Origin of the sequence: Limosilactobacillus fermentum, from assembly GCF_013394085.1 — a bacterium.
Lineage (GTDB): Bacteria > Bacillota > Bacilli > Lactobacillales > Lactobacillaceae > Limosilactobacillus > Limosilactobacillus fermentum.
On record NZ_CP040910.1, the window covers coordinates 508,646 to 524,286 of the forward strand.

General features: G+C 50.9%; 16 protein-coding genes and 1 pseudogene. 11 read left to right on the forward strand and 6 right to left on the reverse strand.

Translation table 11 applies throughout. The annotated features are described in order from the left end of the window. The first annotated feature begins 139 nt into the window (after positions 1 to 139). The 4 genes from FG166_RS02420 (at position 140) to apf (ending at position 4,095) form a co-directional block, all read left to right on the forward strand. Positions 140 to 451, forward strand: a complete 312-nt coding sequence (locus FG166_RS02420) for a hypothetical protein (protein ID WP_003682667.1) — start codon at positions 140 to 142, stop codon at positions 449 to 451. A gap of 9 nt (positions 452 to 460) precedes the next feature. Then, positions 461 to 2,311 (forward strand): acyltransferase family protein, encoded by a 1,851-nt coding sequence (locus FG166_RS02425; protein WP_003682668.1) that lies wholly within the window; start codon positions 461 to 463, stop codon positions 2,309 to 2,311. A 30-nt stretch (positions 2,312 to 2,341) separates the two neighbouring features. After that, positions 2,342 to 3,160: a Cof-type HAD-IIB family hydrolase gene (locus FG166_RS02430; RefSeq protein ID WP_003682670.1), complete on the forward strand. Its 819-nt coding sequence runs from the start codon at positions 2,342 to 2,344 to the stop codon at positions 3,158 to 3,160. Between the two features lie 320 nt (positions 3,161 to 3,480). Next, entirely contained in the window at positions 3,481 to 4,095 is a 615-nt protein-coding gene (gene apf / locus FG166_RS02435; RefSeq protein ID WP_021350141.1) for an aggregation-promoting factor, read from the forward strand. A 396-nt stretch (positions 4,096 to 4,491) separates the two neighbouring features. On the opposite strand, the gene FG166_RS02440 is transcribed toward apf, so the two are convergent. Beyond that, positions 4,492 to 5,520 (reverse strand): YeiH family protein, encoded by a 1,029-nt coding sequence (locus tag FG166_RS02440; RefSeq protein ID WP_003682672.1) that lies wholly within the window; start codon positions 5,518 to 5,520, stop codon positions 4,492 to 4,494. Between the two features lie 120 nt (positions 5,521 to 5,640). Here FG166_RS02440 and FG166_RS02445 point away from each other — a divergent pair, with 120 nt between their 5' ends. Beyond that, positions 5,641 to 6,546 (forward strand): LysR family transcriptional regulator, encoded by a 906-nt coding sequence (locus FG166_RS02445; RefSeq protein ID WP_003682674.1) that lies wholly within the window; start codon positions 5,641 to 5,643, stop codon positions 6,544 to 6,546. Between the two features lie 96 nt (positions 6,547 to 6,642). Here the strand turns inward: FG166_RS02445 and FG166_RS02450 are convergent, their stop codons facing one another. Next, positions 6,643 to 7,605: a type I phosphomannose isomerase catalytic subunit gene (locus tag FG166_RS02450; RefSeq protein ID WP_003682675.1), complete on the reverse strand. Its 963-nt coding sequence runs from the start codon at positions 7,603 to 7,605 to the stop codon at positions 6,643 to 6,645. An 86-nt stretch (positions 7,606 to 7,691) separates the two neighbouring features. Beyond that, positions 7,692 to 8,531 (reverse strand): DegV family protein, encoded by an 840-nt coding sequence (locus FG166_RS02455; RefSeq protein WP_003682677.1) that lies wholly within the window; start codon positions 8,529 to 8,531, stop codon positions 7,692 to 7,694. A 162-nt stretch (positions 8,532 to 8,693) separates the two neighbouring features. On the opposite strand from FG166_RS02455, the gene FG166_RS02460 reads away from it, so the two are divergent. After that, positions 8,694 to 9,209 (forward strand): DUF1836 domain-containing protein, encoded by a 516-nt coding sequence (locus FG166_RS02460; protein ID WP_003682679.1) that lies wholly within the window; start codon positions 8,694 to 8,696, stop codon positions 9,207 to 9,209. Positions 9,210 to 9,443: 234 nt separating this feature from the next. On the opposite strand, the gene FG166_RS02465 is transcribed toward FG166_RS02460, so the two are convergent. After that, positions 9,444 to 10,385 (reverse strand): Dyp-type peroxidase, encoded by a 942-nt coding sequence (locus FG166_RS02465; protein ID WP_003682680.1) that lies wholly within the window; start codon positions 10,383 to 10,385, stop codon positions 9,444 to 9,446. 475 nt (positions 10,386 to 10,860) lie between these two features. On the opposite strand from FG166_RS02465, the gene FG166_RS02470 reads away from it, so the two are divergent. Continuing rightward, on the forward strand, positions 10,861 to 11,088 hold the full coding sequence (locus tag FG166_RS02470; protein ID WP_003682683.1) for a PTS sugar transporter subunit IIA: 228 nt from the start codon (positions 10,861 to 10,863) through the stop codon (positions 11,086 to 11,088). Between the two features lie 18 nt (positions 11,089 to 11,106). Here FG166_RS02470 and FG166_RS02475 read toward each other — a convergent pair whose 3' ends face one another. Both FG166_RS02475 and FG166_RS02480 read right to left on the reverse strand, forming a co-directional pair. Next, positions 11,107 to 11,952 carry an IS3 family transposase gene (locus FG166_RS02475; RefSeq protein WP_015638482.1) on the reverse strand — a complete coding sequence of 282 codons (846 nt, stop codon included), beginning with the start codon at positions 11,950 to 11,952 and terminating at the stop codon, positions 11,107 to 11,109. Beyond that, the gene (locus FG166_RS02480) at positions 11,949 to 12,563 is read right to left on the reverse strand and encodes a helix-turn-helix domain-containing protein (RefSeq protein ID WP_035431426.1); all 615 of its coding nucleotides are present in this window, start codon (positions 12,561 to 12,563) and stop codon (positions 11,949 to 11,951) included. The genes FG166_RS02475 and FG166_RS02480 overlap by 4 nt, the downstream gene beginning before the upstream one ends. A 161-nt stretch (positions 12,564 to 12,724) precedes the next feature. Between FG166_RS02480 and FG166_RS02485 the strand changes: the two are divergent. The 4 genes and pseudogenes from FG166_RS02485 to FG166_RS02500 all read left to right on the forward strand — a co-directional run. Beyond that, positions 12,725 to 13,504: pseudogene (locus tag FG166_RS02485) on the forward strand (PTS sugar transporter subunit IIB); the annotation flags it as partial. A 19-nt stretch (positions 13,505 to 13,523) separates the two neighbouring features. After that, positions 13,524 to 14,327, forward strand: coding sequence for a PTS mannose/fructose/sorbose transporter subunit IIC (locus FG166_RS02490; RefSeq protein ID WP_003682687.1), 804 nt, complete (start codon positions 13,524 to 13,526; stop codon positions 14,325 to 14,327). A 28-nt stretch (positions 14,328 to 14,355) separates the two neighbouring features. Then, on the forward strand, positions 14,356 to 15,276 hold the full coding sequence (locus FG166_RS02495) for a PTS system mannose/fructose/sorbose family transporter subunit IID (RefSeq protein ID WP_003682688.1): 921 nt from the start codon (positions 14,356 to 14,358) through the stop codon (positions 15,274 to 15,276). After that, positions 15,277 to 15,627 (forward strand): DUF956 family protein, encoded by a 351-nt coding sequence (locus FG166_RS02500; protein WP_003682690.1) that lies wholly within the window; start codon positions 15,277 to 15,279, stop codon positions 15,625 to 15,627. It abuts the gene before it with no gap. Positions 15,628 to 15,641: the final 14 nt, after the last annotated feature.

Genomic DNA, 15,641 nt, shown 5'->3' on the forward strand with positions numbered 1-15,641 from the left:
TTAAGTATTTACCTTCTAATCAATTCTCTTTCTCTCTTATGCCGATCACTGCCTTCCCGGGCAGTGATTTTCTTTTTTCACCGCTTTTTTGCTGTGAACAGCGTAAAATAGGGGGAGATAAGAAAAAAGGAGGGATTTGATGGCACAACGTCCAGGAACGCTGGATCTGATTGAACAGATTACCCGGCTTGACGGGACTAAGTACTTTGAAATTGGTAACATGGTCCACAACGGTCGCGCCGAACTGGCGGCTGAGCGGGGCTACATTAAGGAAGTCCGGATTTTGAAGTTAAACATTCCGCACTCCCAAACCGTAATTAAGTACGAAAACTACGTCAACGAACACTTTTATTCACAAGAAGAAACGATGGATCACTGGGAGGAATGGGAAAAGACCCCAGCCGAAGAGGAGCTGGTGGAAACCATTCTGCGCGAAAATCACGTCGGATAGGAGGTCGACATGCAAAAGATCAGGCCGGAAAGGACCGACCAGGGGAGTCGCTACGTTACGGGAGTGGACGGGATGCGGACGCTCGCGGTGGTGGGGGTCATCATTTACCACCTCTTCATCGCGCAGTTACCAGGGGGCTTTTTGGGGGTGCCCCTCTTCCTGTTGATTTCGGGTTACTTTGTCACTGACCAGCTGCAAAACGAGTGGGACCAACATCAAACGATCGACCTCATTAGTTTTTACCGGCGGCGTTTCCGACGCTTGTATCCGCCCCTGGTGGGGATGTTGTTGGTGACGGTAGTTTACATTACCCTGTTTAGCCACCAGCTCCTTTACCAACTCCGACAGGTGGTGGTGACCAACCTGCTGTGGGTGTATAACTGGTGGGAAATTGGCCACGGCCAGTCCTACTTCGATCGCTTCAGTGGCGAGTCCCCCTTTACCCACCTCTGGACCCTCGGGGTGGAGGCTCAGTTTTATTTAATTTGGCCCGCCCTGTTGTTTATCGTGTTAGTTGGTTTGGGCAAGCGGCGCCGGTTAATTAAGTGGTTGACCCTGACCCTGGCCGTGTTATCGGCGGTTTTGATGGCGGTCCTGTATAACCCAGCCAATTTAAACCGGGTCTATTACGGGACCGACACCCGTGCTTTTTCCCTGTTACTGGGGGCGTGGTTAGCGATGGTGTGGCCGCGAAAACACCTCCGGGGCAATTTGCCCCCCACCGGGAAGACGATCCTAAACGGGGGTGGGGTCATTAGCCTCCTAATAATTCTAATTGGCTTTTGTAGCTTGGATGGGCAGGCCAAGTTTACCTACTTTGGCGGGATGTTCTTGTACAGCCTCGCCGGGATGGTTTTATTGGCGACAATTGTCCACCCGGGGGCGTCGATGAATCGTTGGCTAACCAACCCGGTCTTTTCTTGGATCGGACGTCGGTCGTATGGAATCTACATTTATCAATTCCCGATCATGATCTTTTACGAGGCCAAGGTTCAAGTCGGGGCGCACCCCTTCATCAATGGCTTCATTGAGGTGGCCATGATTTTGGTGGCGGCGGAACTTTCCTACCGCCTAGTGGAAATGCCGGCCAAAAACCTCCAGCTTAAGGAACTGGTGGGGAAACTCAAAACGCGGCCAGCGGGCCTCAAACGGTGGGTTCGGCTGGGAGCCACTAGTCTCTTGGTTTGCGTAGCGCTAGTCGGATTAGCGCTGCCGGAAAAGGCGCCGGCTAAGACCGCCTTACAAAACCACTTAACTAAGGCGAACGAAGCTACGGCCGCTCGCAACAAGTTAATTGCGGCGGGGAAGGCCCCCAAGGTAAATGTTAACGCTAAGTCTTTGAAGACGAAGTACCAACTGAGCACGAAACAAATTAAGGCCTTGGGGAAGCTAAAGATGACCGTGATTGGGGATTCGGTAATGGCCGACGCCGCTCAAAACATCCAAGAACTGGTGCCCGACGCATACGTAGACGCACAGGTGGGGCGCCAGGGGAGTGCGGGGCCGGCCATCATTAAGGAACTCAAAAAGAACGGCCGCCTCGCCAAGATCGTGGTCTTAAACCTGGGTACTAACGGTCCAATGACCACCCAAACGGTCAACGAAATCCTAGCTGCGGTTGGGAAGGGGCGCCAGATTTACTGGATTAACGCCCACTTACCAACCAAGAGCTGGGAGAAGACGGTCAACAGTCAGTTAAAAAAGACCGCCAAGGAGCATTCAAACGTCCACTTAGTTGATTGGAATGCCCAATCCAAGGGGCACGCCAGTTGGTTTGCCAAGGACCGGGTTCACATGGGACCGGAAGGGAATGTCCAGTTTACCCGGTTGCTACTGACCACGATTCTTAAAAATGAATGATTATATAGGAAGAAAGAAGAATTGAAACCGATGAAAAAGATGATTGCACTCGACTTGGACAACACCCTGTTAAATAACCAAAAGGAAATTAGTCCGGCTAACACGAAAATCTTACGCCGCCTTCACGAGCAAGGGATAAAGGTGGTTTTATGTACGGGACGACCGATTAACGCCATTTGGCACTTGATTGAGCAACTGGACCTGACCCGGCCAGATGACTTTACGATTACCTTTAACGGGGGCCTCGTGATCAACAATCAATCCCGTGAGGCTCTCTACCAAAACGGGCTGAGTAAGGAGGATCTGGTCCCAGTTCACGACTTTATGGCCGCGCGCCGGTTACCGATGGACGTGTTGGACTTTGAACAGATCTATGAAATTGATCCCGACCACCGCTCCTTGTACCAGCAAACAATTAAAAACATCCGCTTTGAAGACACCACCTTTGAGCAGTTAGCGGCAGAAGACCACGTTTACGCCAAGAATGTGATGGCGATTCCGGCTGAGGAAATGCCAGCCGTTAAGAGTGAAGTGTTGGCAACTGACCGGATCACCAAACGGGTACAAGTGGTTCAGTCCCAACCCCATATTTTAGAATTTCTACCCCAGGGTAGTGACAAGGCGGTGGGCATAAAGCACCTCTTAAACCACTTTGGGTTGGATTTTGCGGACCTGATGGCCTTTGGCGACGCCGATAACGATGCCGGGATGCTCAAGGCGGCCGGTGATGGGGTGGTAATGGCCAACGGGCTCCCCGCCGTCAAGGCAATTGCCGACCACGAAACGGCTTCTAACGAGGAAGACGGGGTGGCACGTTACCTAACCAAGACGTTTGCAACAATTTTGTAATATTCAGCTAAATTTGAAGGCAAATCGCTTCGAAACTAAGATTCTATGATCTTTTTTCGAAAGATTTGCCTTTTTTTAGGCTTAATTTGGCAAACCTTCAAATAAAGTTAGGCAAACTTGAAAACCCCGGCCGGTTAGCGATTGATATCTAGTCCGTTTTTTCACGAACGGCACTTTGTTACAAAAGATTACAAAATCGGCGGTTGTTCGCCGCCATCCGCAACTCGCCTGAAATCTTTTAGTAACATTCTCCTTGTATCATTAGGAACGTAAATTTGAGAGCACACGTAAACGAAAATAAAAGGATGGTTAAATACTCTATGTTAAAGAAGAACTTACTGAAGATTTCTGCAACCCTTGGTGCGGCCGCATTAGGGGTAGCCGCTACCGCTAGCGTTGCGAACGCCGACACGGTGTACACTGTTCAGTCAGGTGACACCCTGTCCGGCATCTCCCAAAAGTTCGCCAACAACAACAGCTTGGTTGATTCCTTAGCCAAGAACAACAACATCCAAAACATCAACTTGATCTACGTTGGTCAACAATTGCTGATCAAGGACAACGGTGAAATCACCCAAGCTACGCAAGCACAAGCACAAACCTTGCCGTCTGCTAACACGACTAGCACCGCAAGTTCCCAAGCAAGCACGAACACGCAAGCACAAGCTACCACGCCGGCAACGAGCACCGCTGCTACGACGACCACGTCTAGCTCCGATGACGCTGCAAAGTCTTGGATCGCCGCTCGCGAATCTGGTGGTTCCTACACCGCTCAAAACGGTAACTACTACGGTAAGTACCAACTTTCCCGTGCTTACTTAGGTGGGGATTACTCCGCTGCTAACCAAGAACGGGTTGCTGACCAATACGTTGCTTCCCGTTACGGTTCTTGGAGTGCCGCTAAGTCCTTCTGGCTTGCTAACGGTTGGTACTAATATTAAAATAATCATAGGTTAGGTTATCACTACGATGAACCCCCCGGTGGAATTTTCCAGCGAGGGGTTCATTTTTTGTTTAACCGAGCGGCGCCCTGACCTTGGTTGTTCGACGCTAGTTTAGACTGGTGGACGCCCACGGCTAGAGACGGTGCTAATAAGCCGGCTAAGGCCGCCTGGGCGTGAGTAGGAGCGGTGAAGGAAATGAACGTGGTCACTGGTAACAGAACGGGAGGGGGCTTTTTGAGGCCCAAGAAGGGCGGGCTAGTAATTGTGGTGCGCCGCTAAATCCTGTCACTGGACTACCATGATGGTAATTCGTTGACAGGGTTTTGCAGGTACAAAAAAGGGGCTACGACATTGTCGTAGCCCCGAAGGTGAAACACATGAGCTGTTTTAGAAAAGCAGTTTGCTCATTAGGATAACGAAGGTCAACAGGATTACCGAGCTAATCGTGGAGGCAATCAGGGCGTTACGTCCCCGGGTCAAGAGGACCCGGAAGTTAACGCTCATCCCCAGGGCGGCCATCGCCATCCCTAAGACTAGGTAGGCGAGCTTAACCAGCATGGCCAAGACCGGTGCGCCAAGGGGAACAAAGGTCCCGATCACGGAGGCTAAGATAAAGCCGAGCATGAACCACGGAATTGGTAAGGAGCCCTTCTCGCCGTTGGTGGAGCCGGCCGCCTTAGCCTGCTTGCGTTGGTACCAAAGCCCAATGATGATCGCTGCGGGGGCGAGCAAGAGGACCCGGGACAACTTGGTGATAATGGCGGTGTCTAAGCTGACCGGCCCACCGGCGGAACCGGCGGCAACGGCGTGGGCGATTTCGTGGAGGCTACCCCCAGTCATGACCCCGAACTGAACGGCGGTCATGTGTAGAAGGGGCTTGAGGCCAATTTCGATCAGGGTGAAGAGGGTGCCTAAGATGGCGACGATGGCGACGGCGACGACTTCGTCTTCACGGTCGCGCTCTTCTTGGCCTTCCTTGCTGGTGAACTGTGATGAGATCCCCATTACGGCGGCGGCCCCACAGATCCCGGTCCCCGAAGCGGTCAGGATCGCTAAGTGGTCTTCCACCCCAAAGCGGCGGGCGATGTTGTAGGTGACCAGGATGGTGCCCGTGACGATGAAGACCGCCAGGGTGATCGTTTTAACCCCGGCCTGGGCTAACGAGATCAGGTTAAGCTTGAAACCCAACAGGATGATCCCGAGCCGTAGGAATTTGTTGGAAATGAGGCCGATCCCGGCTTGCGAGTAGCTGATTGCCGGTTCGTAAGTTTGGGCGAGCATCCCGAGGATGAGCGAAATCACCAGGGCCCCAATCACCTCAAGGTAGGGAAAACCAGCGAGGTAAGAACCCAGCAGGGAGCAAATAAGGGTCAGCCCGAAGGCAGACGCAAAGTTACGTGATAAAACAACGTTCATGTGACGATTGATCTCCTCTCTCTTATTACTTTTTTAACTTTAGCATGGTATAGTTATAATTAAAAATACTGAAAAGTTGTAAGTTAGTAAGCTTTATTTATAAGAAAGGAGGGCGCCCCGATGAATCCGCTTTACGATCACCGGCTTTTGACCCTAGCAACACTGGTTGAAACTGGTTCTTTCACGGCGACGGCCGAGCGGCTCTTCATTAGCCAACCGGCCGTTTCCCAGCAGATCACCGCCTTAGAAAACGAATTAAACCTGGAGTTGGTGCACCGGCGCGGCAAGCGAATCCAGGTCACCAAGGCGGCTGAGCACTTAACCAACTACCTGCACCGCGAAAGTCTAAACGTCGACCAGCTGTTGGAACAGTTGCGTGGTGCAGAACCGGTCCCGTTGAGGTTGGGGGCGACCCTTTCCCTAGCGGAGTTCATGCTTCCCGAGTTACTAGGCGAATTGGTCGATGCCGGCCACCAGGTTAAGATCCACACCGCCAACACCGATCAACTCCTCCAGGCAATTGACGATGGGACCATCGACCTGGCCTTGGTGGAGGGAAACTTCCATAAAGAGGCGTACGGGGTACTCCCCCTGGGGACGGCGGCGTTTGGCCCGGTCATGGCCCAACCGCATGGCCCGCGCGATTGGGAAGCGGCCTTTAACACCCCCCTTTACTTACGGGAAGCGGGATCCGGGACCCGGATGATTTTGGAAGGGTGGCTGGCGACCCACAATTATTCGGTTAATGATTTTTCCCGGGTCATCGAAGTCGATAACCCGACCACGATCATCAAGCTGCTCTTGCAGGGGCGGGGGATCTCGTTTATGTACCTCCCCCTAGTGGAAGGGCTGCTTCGGGATGGTAAGTTGCACCGGTTGGACCTACCCGACTTTGTGGTGAACCACCCGTTGACGATGGTGTACCGCAAGAACAGCGTTGCCGAGTCCCAATACCAGCAGGTGGCCAAATTCTTAACTAGCCACCACGAGGGGAGTAAGAAGAAACATTTGGGTAGGGAAAGCTGAGCTCTTGGATGAATGGATTGATACAACCAAATAAAAAGCTGGAGCGACCGTTGCTTAAAACGGTCGTCTCCAGCTTTTTTAATAAGGGTGATGTAATTAAACGGTGCTGGTGGAAGCGATCATAGTTAATTCCCCGGTCAGGGTCCACGCCGTCACGTCGGCCGGCAAGAGGAAGTGGTCGCCCTTTTGGAGGGGGTAAGCGTCCCCGTCGACGGTGAGCTGTCCCTGCCCCTTGATGACGGAAACCAAGGTGTAGGGGCGTTGGGCGGTTAACGAAAGCTCACCGCTGACTTCCCACTTGTAGACGGTGAAGTAAGGCGAAAGTGGCGGGGCCACTAGGGTGGTGATCGTTGAGGAGCCGCGGTACTCAACGACTGGTGTCAGGTGTGGTTCTTCGAAGGGAACCGTGGTCACGTCCGTGGCTTGTTGAAGATGGAGCGCCCGTTTTTGACCAGTGGTGGCGTCAACACGATCGTAGTCGTAGAGGCGGTAAGTGGTGTCGGAGCTCTGTTGGGTTTCTAGGACCACGATCCCCTTGTTTAAAGCGTGGATGGTGCCACTTGGAACGTAAACAAAATCGCCGGTTTTAACGGGCCGTTTTAAGAAGAGTTGTCCCCATTCTTGGTGGTCAATTAGGTCCTTTAACTGTGCCCGTGTCTTGGCGGAGTGGCCGTAGGTGAGGTAGGAACCGGGTTCGGCACTGATGACGTACCAACACTCGGTTTTTCCCAGCTCGTGCTCGTGTTCGGCGGCGTATTCGTCATCAGGGTGGACTTGAACCGACAGGCTGGCTTCGGCGTCTAAAATCTTCGTTAATAAAGGAAAGACGGGGGAGTGGCTGTTACCGAAGAGTTCCGGGTGGTCACGGTAAATATCGGGGAGAGGTTGGCCTTGGTAGCGGCCGTTGGCGATCTGGCTTGGCCCGTGGGGGTGCCCAGAAATGGCCCAACACTCGCCGATCTTCCCGTCCGGAAGCTGGTAGTTAAAGTCGGTTGCGAGTCGGCGCCCGCCCCAGATCTTTTCGTGGAAAACGGGAGTTAAGAAAAATGGTTCTGCCATTGGATCACCTCATTAAAGTTAGAAAACGGTATCATACGTCCTCCAGAATAAGAGGTCTGCACCAATCTGTCAACCACCGGGCCCAGTTAGCCAGCGGCAAAGCCGATCATTAAGCCCCCCTCCTCGGCGTATAGGGAACAGAGCCCCCGGCATTGGTTGATCGTGATCTGTGCCGTTGGGTAGGTGGCCGTGATCAGGGTGGCTAGTTGATTTGCGCCGGCGAGGTTGGCAACGTGGTCGATAATTACCCGGCCGCCCCGAAAGCCCCGGTCGGTTAGTTGGTCGACTAGTTTATTTAAGACCCGCTTGCCCTTGCGCGTTTTGGCGACTAGTTCAAAGTTACCGTCGGCGCTGGTCGAGCCAATTACGTTGATCCCGAGGGCTTGGGCCAATTTAGCCAGGGCGGGTTTAACCCGGCCGTTGTTGGCCAAATTGTTTAAGGACTGGAGCATGAAGAGTAGCTTGTTGTTAGCAAGGGTAGCTTCCGTTTGGGTAACCACCTCTTCAAAGGTGCGTCCCTGGTTGACGAGCTGGGCAATTTGTTCGGCCAGCAGGGCCATTGCCGGCCCGGCCACCTTAGAATTAAAGACGTGGATCTTCACTTCGGGGTGCTCCTCTTGATAGAGCTCGGCGGCGTGGCGGGCGGCGTTAAAGGAACCGGACAGGGCTGCGGTAATGGTAATGACGTATATTTCGTCGGCGCCAACGAAGGCTTGGGTCCATGCCCCGGTGCTGGGGCAGGCCGACCCGGTCTTTTCTTTGGAGGAAAAGAGGGCGGCTTGAAAGGAGGGCAAGTCAAGGTTTGTATCGTCAACGTAGTGGTTACCACTAACGGTGAGGGTGAGGGGGACGGTGACGTGGTCAATTCCGTTAATGGTTGGCGTGGTCAGATTGGCGCCGGAATCAGTGATGATTTTAATAGTCATTTTTATACCTCGATTATCTAAGCGGTTTTTGAAAAACCTTATTGACGCTATTCTATTATCATTAACTGATCAATGTCAACGGTTATTCAAAAACTTGATTTCGGGTGTGGTTGACGAATAAGTGGCGCCCTTCTTATAATGGTGGGAAAATAAGGAGGAGTAATGATGCGTGATTTAGAGACCCAGATGGCCGAGTCAATTCAAGGCTTTCATTTACCTCGCTACGGGGAGTTGCCGGCGGTGGGGTTGTACTTAGAACAAGTAACTAGCCTGATCAATCAACTACTGGCGCCCTTAGAAGACGTCACCCTAACCAGCTCAATGATTTCCAATTACGTTAAGTACCGGATGATTGGCCGACCCACTAAACGCCTCTACCAGCGCGAACAGGTGGCGGAATTGATTTTTATCGCCGTGGCTAAGAACGTCTTATCCTTAGATAACTTAAAGCGGGCGCTACGAATCCAACGCGATAATTACGAGGTGGCGGTGGCCTACGACTACTTTTGCGAGGAACTAGAGAACCTCCTAGCCGTTGTCTTTGGCTTTAAAGACCAGCCCGACCCGGTTGGTAAGGAAAACACCGAGCAAAAACGGATGCTAGAAAATTTGATCACCGCCGTTAGTCACCAGGTGTACTTGGATAAATACTTTGCCGCCCTGGAAAATGAGGACTAAAGAGGGGGGCGGGAAGTGACCTCGGAGACAGGTCGTTTGTAAGGTTGGGTGACGGTTGGCGCACTACGCACCATCTTTCGGTTTGCTTGGACAACTGATTTGCGGTCAGTTACCACGCTTGCTGTTTAACATTCGGAAAGACAATCAGAGCCCAGGAGAAAACACGTTTTTCTCCTGGGCTCTGATTGTGTATCTGATCTGACCTGGTAAGTTAGTTAATGACTACTTAGACTACTAATATTCGTCGTCGGCGATCTTATCCAAGGTGTCAATTGACGGGATGAAGAAGACCTGACCGTTGACCGGGGTTGAATAGTCCAAGAGGAGGTCGTTTTTGGTGAACATGTTAGTTAACATCGTCTTGGTAACGTCCCAGTAGCGACCGTAGCCAATGAAGTAAGTACCCGTTACGTTTTCACCAGGGTCGGAGAAGGGGACGTTCATCCGGATAATCTTGTGTTCGACATCGTTGCGGTTGTCTTGGGAAACAACGTTATGGGCGCGCTGGTTTTTGTCCTCGTCGCCCTGTTCTAAATCGGTGAACTTCCGCCGCCCGATGACTTGCTCCTGCTGCTCAGTCGAGAGGCTCTTCCAGGCGTCCATTTGGTGGAGGTACTTCTGGGCAAAGGCGTAAGAGCCGTTTTCAAATTCGGGGTCTTCTTCGTGAATGATCCCCCATTCGACGGCATCAGCGTCGACCGGGTTTTCCGTTCCGTCGACAAACCCGATGATCGCCCGCCCTTCAAAGTAGCGGAAGCCATGGGTCTCATCAACTACCTTGGTGACTGGCCGCAAGAAGGTCATGATCTCATCAATCACTTCGTAGGTGAGCGACTGGTCATCGGCCCGGACGTGAAAGAAGAGGTCGGCCGGAGTTCCCGGGGCGTCGTATTTGTCGCCCTTAATCCCGGTGAAGTCTTCTAATTCCTTTGGCTTCGGGGCCTGCGGGAAGAGGTAATCCCAGGCCTTGCTAGAAATCCCGCAGGCAATCCGCAGGTGACTATCGGGGTAGCGAACGTTTAAGGAGCGCTTGATCGCTTGCAAGCGGTCTGCCGTCTCCTCAACGGCGGCCTTTTCATTGGTTTGGTCTTGGCGGTTCAGGGAAAGCATCAAAAAGAGGACGTTTTTTCCGGCGTCACGGTATACATCTTGGGAACGTTGTGGGTTGACTGACATAAGAACCCCTCCTTATAAATAGATAAACAGTTTCCACCCTTAGTTTAGCACCATTCCAGGGAAAGGGTTAGCGAGGGGCGATAATTTTGGAGAAGGGGTTTAAATTGTCCTCGATCGTTACCAAAAACCGCTATTTTTTGAAAAAATTTAAAGGCTGATTGGGGCAGGAGTCTAGATGGTCAAGGTTGATTGAATCGGTTTACAGAACGGAGTTTCGGTCACGAATCCCTTAATTGGACAAGATTGGTTTAGGTTAATTTGACCCCTTTGATGGTAAAATCTCCCCCCCCGAAAGCAACACAAGTCCTGTAAAATATGTTAAGATATAGTGCACTTAGTAAGCGTTTACAGAAATTATAGGGCTTTAAACCGGAAACGAGCGCATACTTGCTAGGTCAAATTATAAATCTGTAAGGAGAGAATGCCGGCCCCATAATTTATACCATCCGGTTTATAAGGCATTAGGTGGCAGTAGATGTTTAGTATTATCTTGATCAGCCACGGTCAGATGTCCCAGGGGATCCTTCACTCCAGTGAAATGATCTTCGGTAAGCAAGAAGACGTTGTGGCGGTCTCATTGAATCCAGATGAGGGGCCGGATGACTTCCGCAAGAAGTTAGAAGAAGCCATCGCCAGTCTGGGCAATACCGAAAAGATCCTTTTCTTGGCTGACCTTTGGGGGTACTGTACCCTGTCAAGTTGACACATTAAATAATAAAAACTAGTTGGCCTTGCCAAAGCGGTATTCTGCTGCGGTAAGGTCATTTCTTTTGCCTGAAATAAAGGAATGCGTAAAGTAATCGATGCCTTCTGTCACCAGCTGTTCTAAGTCTTCAAACGTTTGTGGTTGTGGTGAGTGTGCTAACCAGATAGATTTAAAATCAGCCCACCAGTGCTCCATCACCGCATTATCAGCTGGTGTTCCTGGGGCTGAGTAACTATGTTGGCTGTTATTACTAGCCAAGTAGTGGTTGAATGCTTTGGAAGTATATGCTGCTCCGCGATCAGTGTGGATTAGCGGTGCCAGACCTCCGGCTTTCTGCTTGGCCATTTGAAATACTTTAATAGCCCCAGTACTCGTTTCTGTAGGCGTAATAATCCAGCTAAGTGGGTATTGACCGTATAGATCCAGGACAACGTGTAGACGGACTTTGTACTTACGAATGTTGTAGGCAATTTCCGTCGTGTCCGTCACCCACACCTGATTTGCGGCAGCTTGTTCGAACTGGCGGTTCAGGGTATTCTGTGCTTCATAAGTTTCCTGCTCCTGCACACGTTTTCTCTTAGGCTGACGATAGTCCGCTTTAATACTGTGTTCCTTCATAATGCGCATGACGCGCTTCTTGTTAACTGTGTATGATAATCTTTCCTGCTTTATCAAACGGGTCATCTTGTCATAACCAACGCAGTGTTTATGTTGTGCTTCTAACTGTTTAACGAGCTTTAGAATTTCTTGATCTTGAATATCATGAACCGTCGGTTCATGGGTAAGCCACTTGTAGTAAGCCTGCCGACTTACCCCGGCTGCTTTAACTAGATCAGATACCTTATACCCACTTTGGCTCATTTCCTGAATCGCTTGATATCGTCCGGCCGTTCCACCTCCCGATTGTGTATTTCGACCAATTTTTTTGCGAAGGCAATCTGTACCTCCCGTTCCTTCGCTTTAGCTTTCAGCTGCCTTACTTCTTGTCGTAATCTTTCCACTTCATTGGTTGGTGTTTTGCCTTTATGGCGACCCCGGTTATCCTGAAGGGATTCCCAATCGTGAGTTCTTTGGTACTTTCGTACCCATGAATAGACCCGTTGATAGCTGACATTAAATTTCTTTGCCGCGGCTTGATAGTTATACTCGTGATCAATTGTCCATTGAGTAATTTGCCGTTTCTCCTCAAAAGTAACTTTTCGGCCCACTTTCCTAGCTCGCTTTCTTGTTGCGTAAGCAACACTTAATTGTCCACTATTGTACCGGACAATCCATTGATGTAGTTGGGAAAGACTACGAATTTGATATCTATTGAGAATTGCTTGGCCTGACAGGGTACCTGAAAGGTAAGCTTTAACGGCTGATCGCTTGGTTTGAAGTGTGTACCTGTGATTGTGTTCAGGGCGAATCAATCCAGCTAAACCAGCCGTTAAAAATTGTTTAATCCATCTGTTAAGGCTAGAGGTCCGCACCTGGTGATAATCCGCGTATACCCCGAGTGAGTAGTCTGAATCTTGGTAATTACTGAGTAACCTTAATTTTTCCGTCGTTGAATATGTTCCTATTCAAAACACCCCCTAGAGATGACACTTTTATTATTTAAAGTGTCAACCCTAAGGGGTATTGTACGGGGGGCGGGACGCCATTTAATCAGGCAAGCAACCTGATTAATGAAAAGGAAAAGGGCGGTGACTGGTTAATTACCGCCGGAATGAACCTGCCGATGGTGATTGAATCATACTCGGCACGGTTTAGTGGCCAAGATCCAAAGGACGTCATTAAGGGCATCGTTGGTGAGGCTAAGAAGGGGGTTAAGGTCTTCCCAGAAGAATTCAACCCGCAAGAAGAAAAACCAGCCGCTCCGGCTAAGAAGGCCGGCAGCGCTAATTTACCAACTAGCGGCCAAATTCAATACGTTTTGGCCCGGATCGACACCCGGCTTTTGCACGGTCAGGTTGCCACTGGTTGGACGAAGGCGGCCAACCCAGACCGGATCATCGTTGTTTCCGATAACGTTGCCAAAGACAAGTTGCGTAAGAACATGATCGCCCAGGCTGCGCCGTCCGGAGTACCGGCCAACACGGTTCCAATTAAGAAGATGGCCGAAGTTGCCAAGGACGTTCGTTTTGGTAAGACCAAGGCAATGCTCTTGTTTGAAACGCCAGAGGACGCTTTAAAGGCGATCGAAAGTGGGGTCGACATCAAGGAACTTAACGTTGGTTCGATGGCCTACTCCAATGGTAAGGTCAACGTTAACCAAGTGTTAGCGATGGACCAAGAAGACGTCGACACCTTAAAGAAACTTCGCGACATGGGCGTTAAGTTCGATGTTCGTAAGGTGCCAAACAGCTCCCCAGAAAACATGGACGAGTTGTTAAAGAAGGCGCAGTCATTGATTGACGGTAATAAATAGGATTTGAGGAGAGAGAAAAATGATCTCAGTTATCTTAGTTATCATCTTCGCGTTCTTAGCGGGGATGGAAGGGGTCTTGGATGAATTCCAATTCCACCAACCACTGGTTGCATGTACCCTGATCGGATTAGCGACCGGTCACTTAGTACCATGTATCATGCTCGGGGGATCTTTACAAATGATCGCCTTGGGTTGGGCCAACATTGGGGCCGCCGTGGCACCTGACATTGCTTTGGCTTCCGTTGCATCTGCCATTATTTTTGTTCAAGGTGGGGGCCAAAGTAAGGACGTTGGGACTGCCATTGCGATCGCCATCCCGCTGGCCGTGGCTGGTTTATTCTTGACGATGGTGGTACGGACGATCTCCGTGGCCATCTCCCACATCATGGACCGCGAAGCCGAAAAGGGGAGCATCCGTGGGGTGAACACTTGGCAATTAATCGCCCTGTCCTTACAAGGGCTCCGGATTGCGCTTCCGGCGATTGCCTTAATGTCAATTCCGTCTAGCATTGTTCGTGACTTCCTGAACTCCATGCCAGCATGGCTGACCGATGGGATGACCATCGGTGGTGGGATGGTGGTGGCCGTTGGTTACGCCATGGTTATCAACATGATCGCCACCCGCGAAGTTTGGCCATTCTTCATCATTGGGTTCGTCCTCGCCGCCGTTTCCCAACTGACCCTGATTGCCATTGGGGCCTTAGGGCTGGCCTTAACCCTACTTTACCTACAATTGGAAAGCAAGGGTGGCGGTAACGGTGGTTCCAGCAACGGTGGTCAATCTGCCGGTGACCCGCTGGGCGACATTTTGGATGATTACTAAACCGAAATTAATCAAGAGGTATTGAATTATGGCTGAAGAAAAAATTAAGTTAAGCAAGCGTGACCGCTTCGATGCCTGCATGCGGTCAACCTTCTTGCAGGGTTCCTGGAACTACGAACGGATGCAAAACGGTGGGTATGCCTACGCAATGTCACCTGCCATCAAGAAGTTATACAAGACTAAAGAAGACCGGGCGGCTGCCTTGAAGAGGCACTTGGAATTCTTTAACACCCACCCGTACCTGGCCTCCCCAATTATCGGGGTGACCTTGGCCCTAGAAGAAGAAAAGGCCAACGGGGTTGAAGTTGACGACCAAGCCATTACCGGGGTGAAGGTCGGGATGATGGGCCCACTCGCCGGGGTGGGGGACCCAGTCTTCTGGTTTACTGCGCGGCCAATCATTGCCGGGTTAGGGGCTTCCCTGGCCATTTCCGGTAACATCATGGGCCCAATCCTCTTCTTCGTGATTTGGAACATCTTGCGGATTGCCTTCATGTGGTACACCCAAGAATACGGCTACAAGTTAGGGACGCGGATTACTGACGATACTTCCGGTGGCCTCTTACAAACCGTTACCCGTGGGGCTTCCATGATGGGGATGTTCATCCTCGGGACGCTGATCGAACGGTGGGTTTCCATCAAGTTCACGCCGGTCGTTTCCAAGACGCCACTGCAAAAGGGCGCCTACATTGAATGGGATAAGTTGCCAAACAACATGCACTCGGTGCAGAAGGTTCTGCAACAATGGGACATGGGTAAAGGCTTGTCCTTGACGAGCACGAAGGTGACGACCTTACAAAACAACTTGGATCAATTGATTCCTGGTTTAGCAGCCCTGTTGCTAACCATCTTGTGCATGTGGTTGTTGAAGAAGAACGTTTCACCGATCGTGATTATCTTGGGGCTTTTCATCGTCGGGATCCTCGGTCACGTTGTGGGGCTTTTGTAATTGATTAACGAACAGCCCCGCTTGGTGATGCCAGCGACTTCGTTTCTGTACCAAAACTCCTACGGCAACATCGTGATCGGCGATGGTGGTTTCGAGTACTTTGATAACAAGGACCGGCGGAAGTTCATTGAAATTCCGTGGTCAGAAATTGACTACGTAATGGTGTCGGTCTTTTTCAAGGGGCACTGGATCCCCCGGATTCAAGTGGTGACCAAGAAAAACGGTGGTTACATCTTTGCGGCTAAGGAACCCAAGAAACTCCTCAAGTTGATGCAAGATTACGTCCCCAAGGAAAATTTCGTCAAACCGCGACCGATGTTCAAACGAATTAGTGGCTGGTTTAAGCACTAGCAATAAGAAAAAGT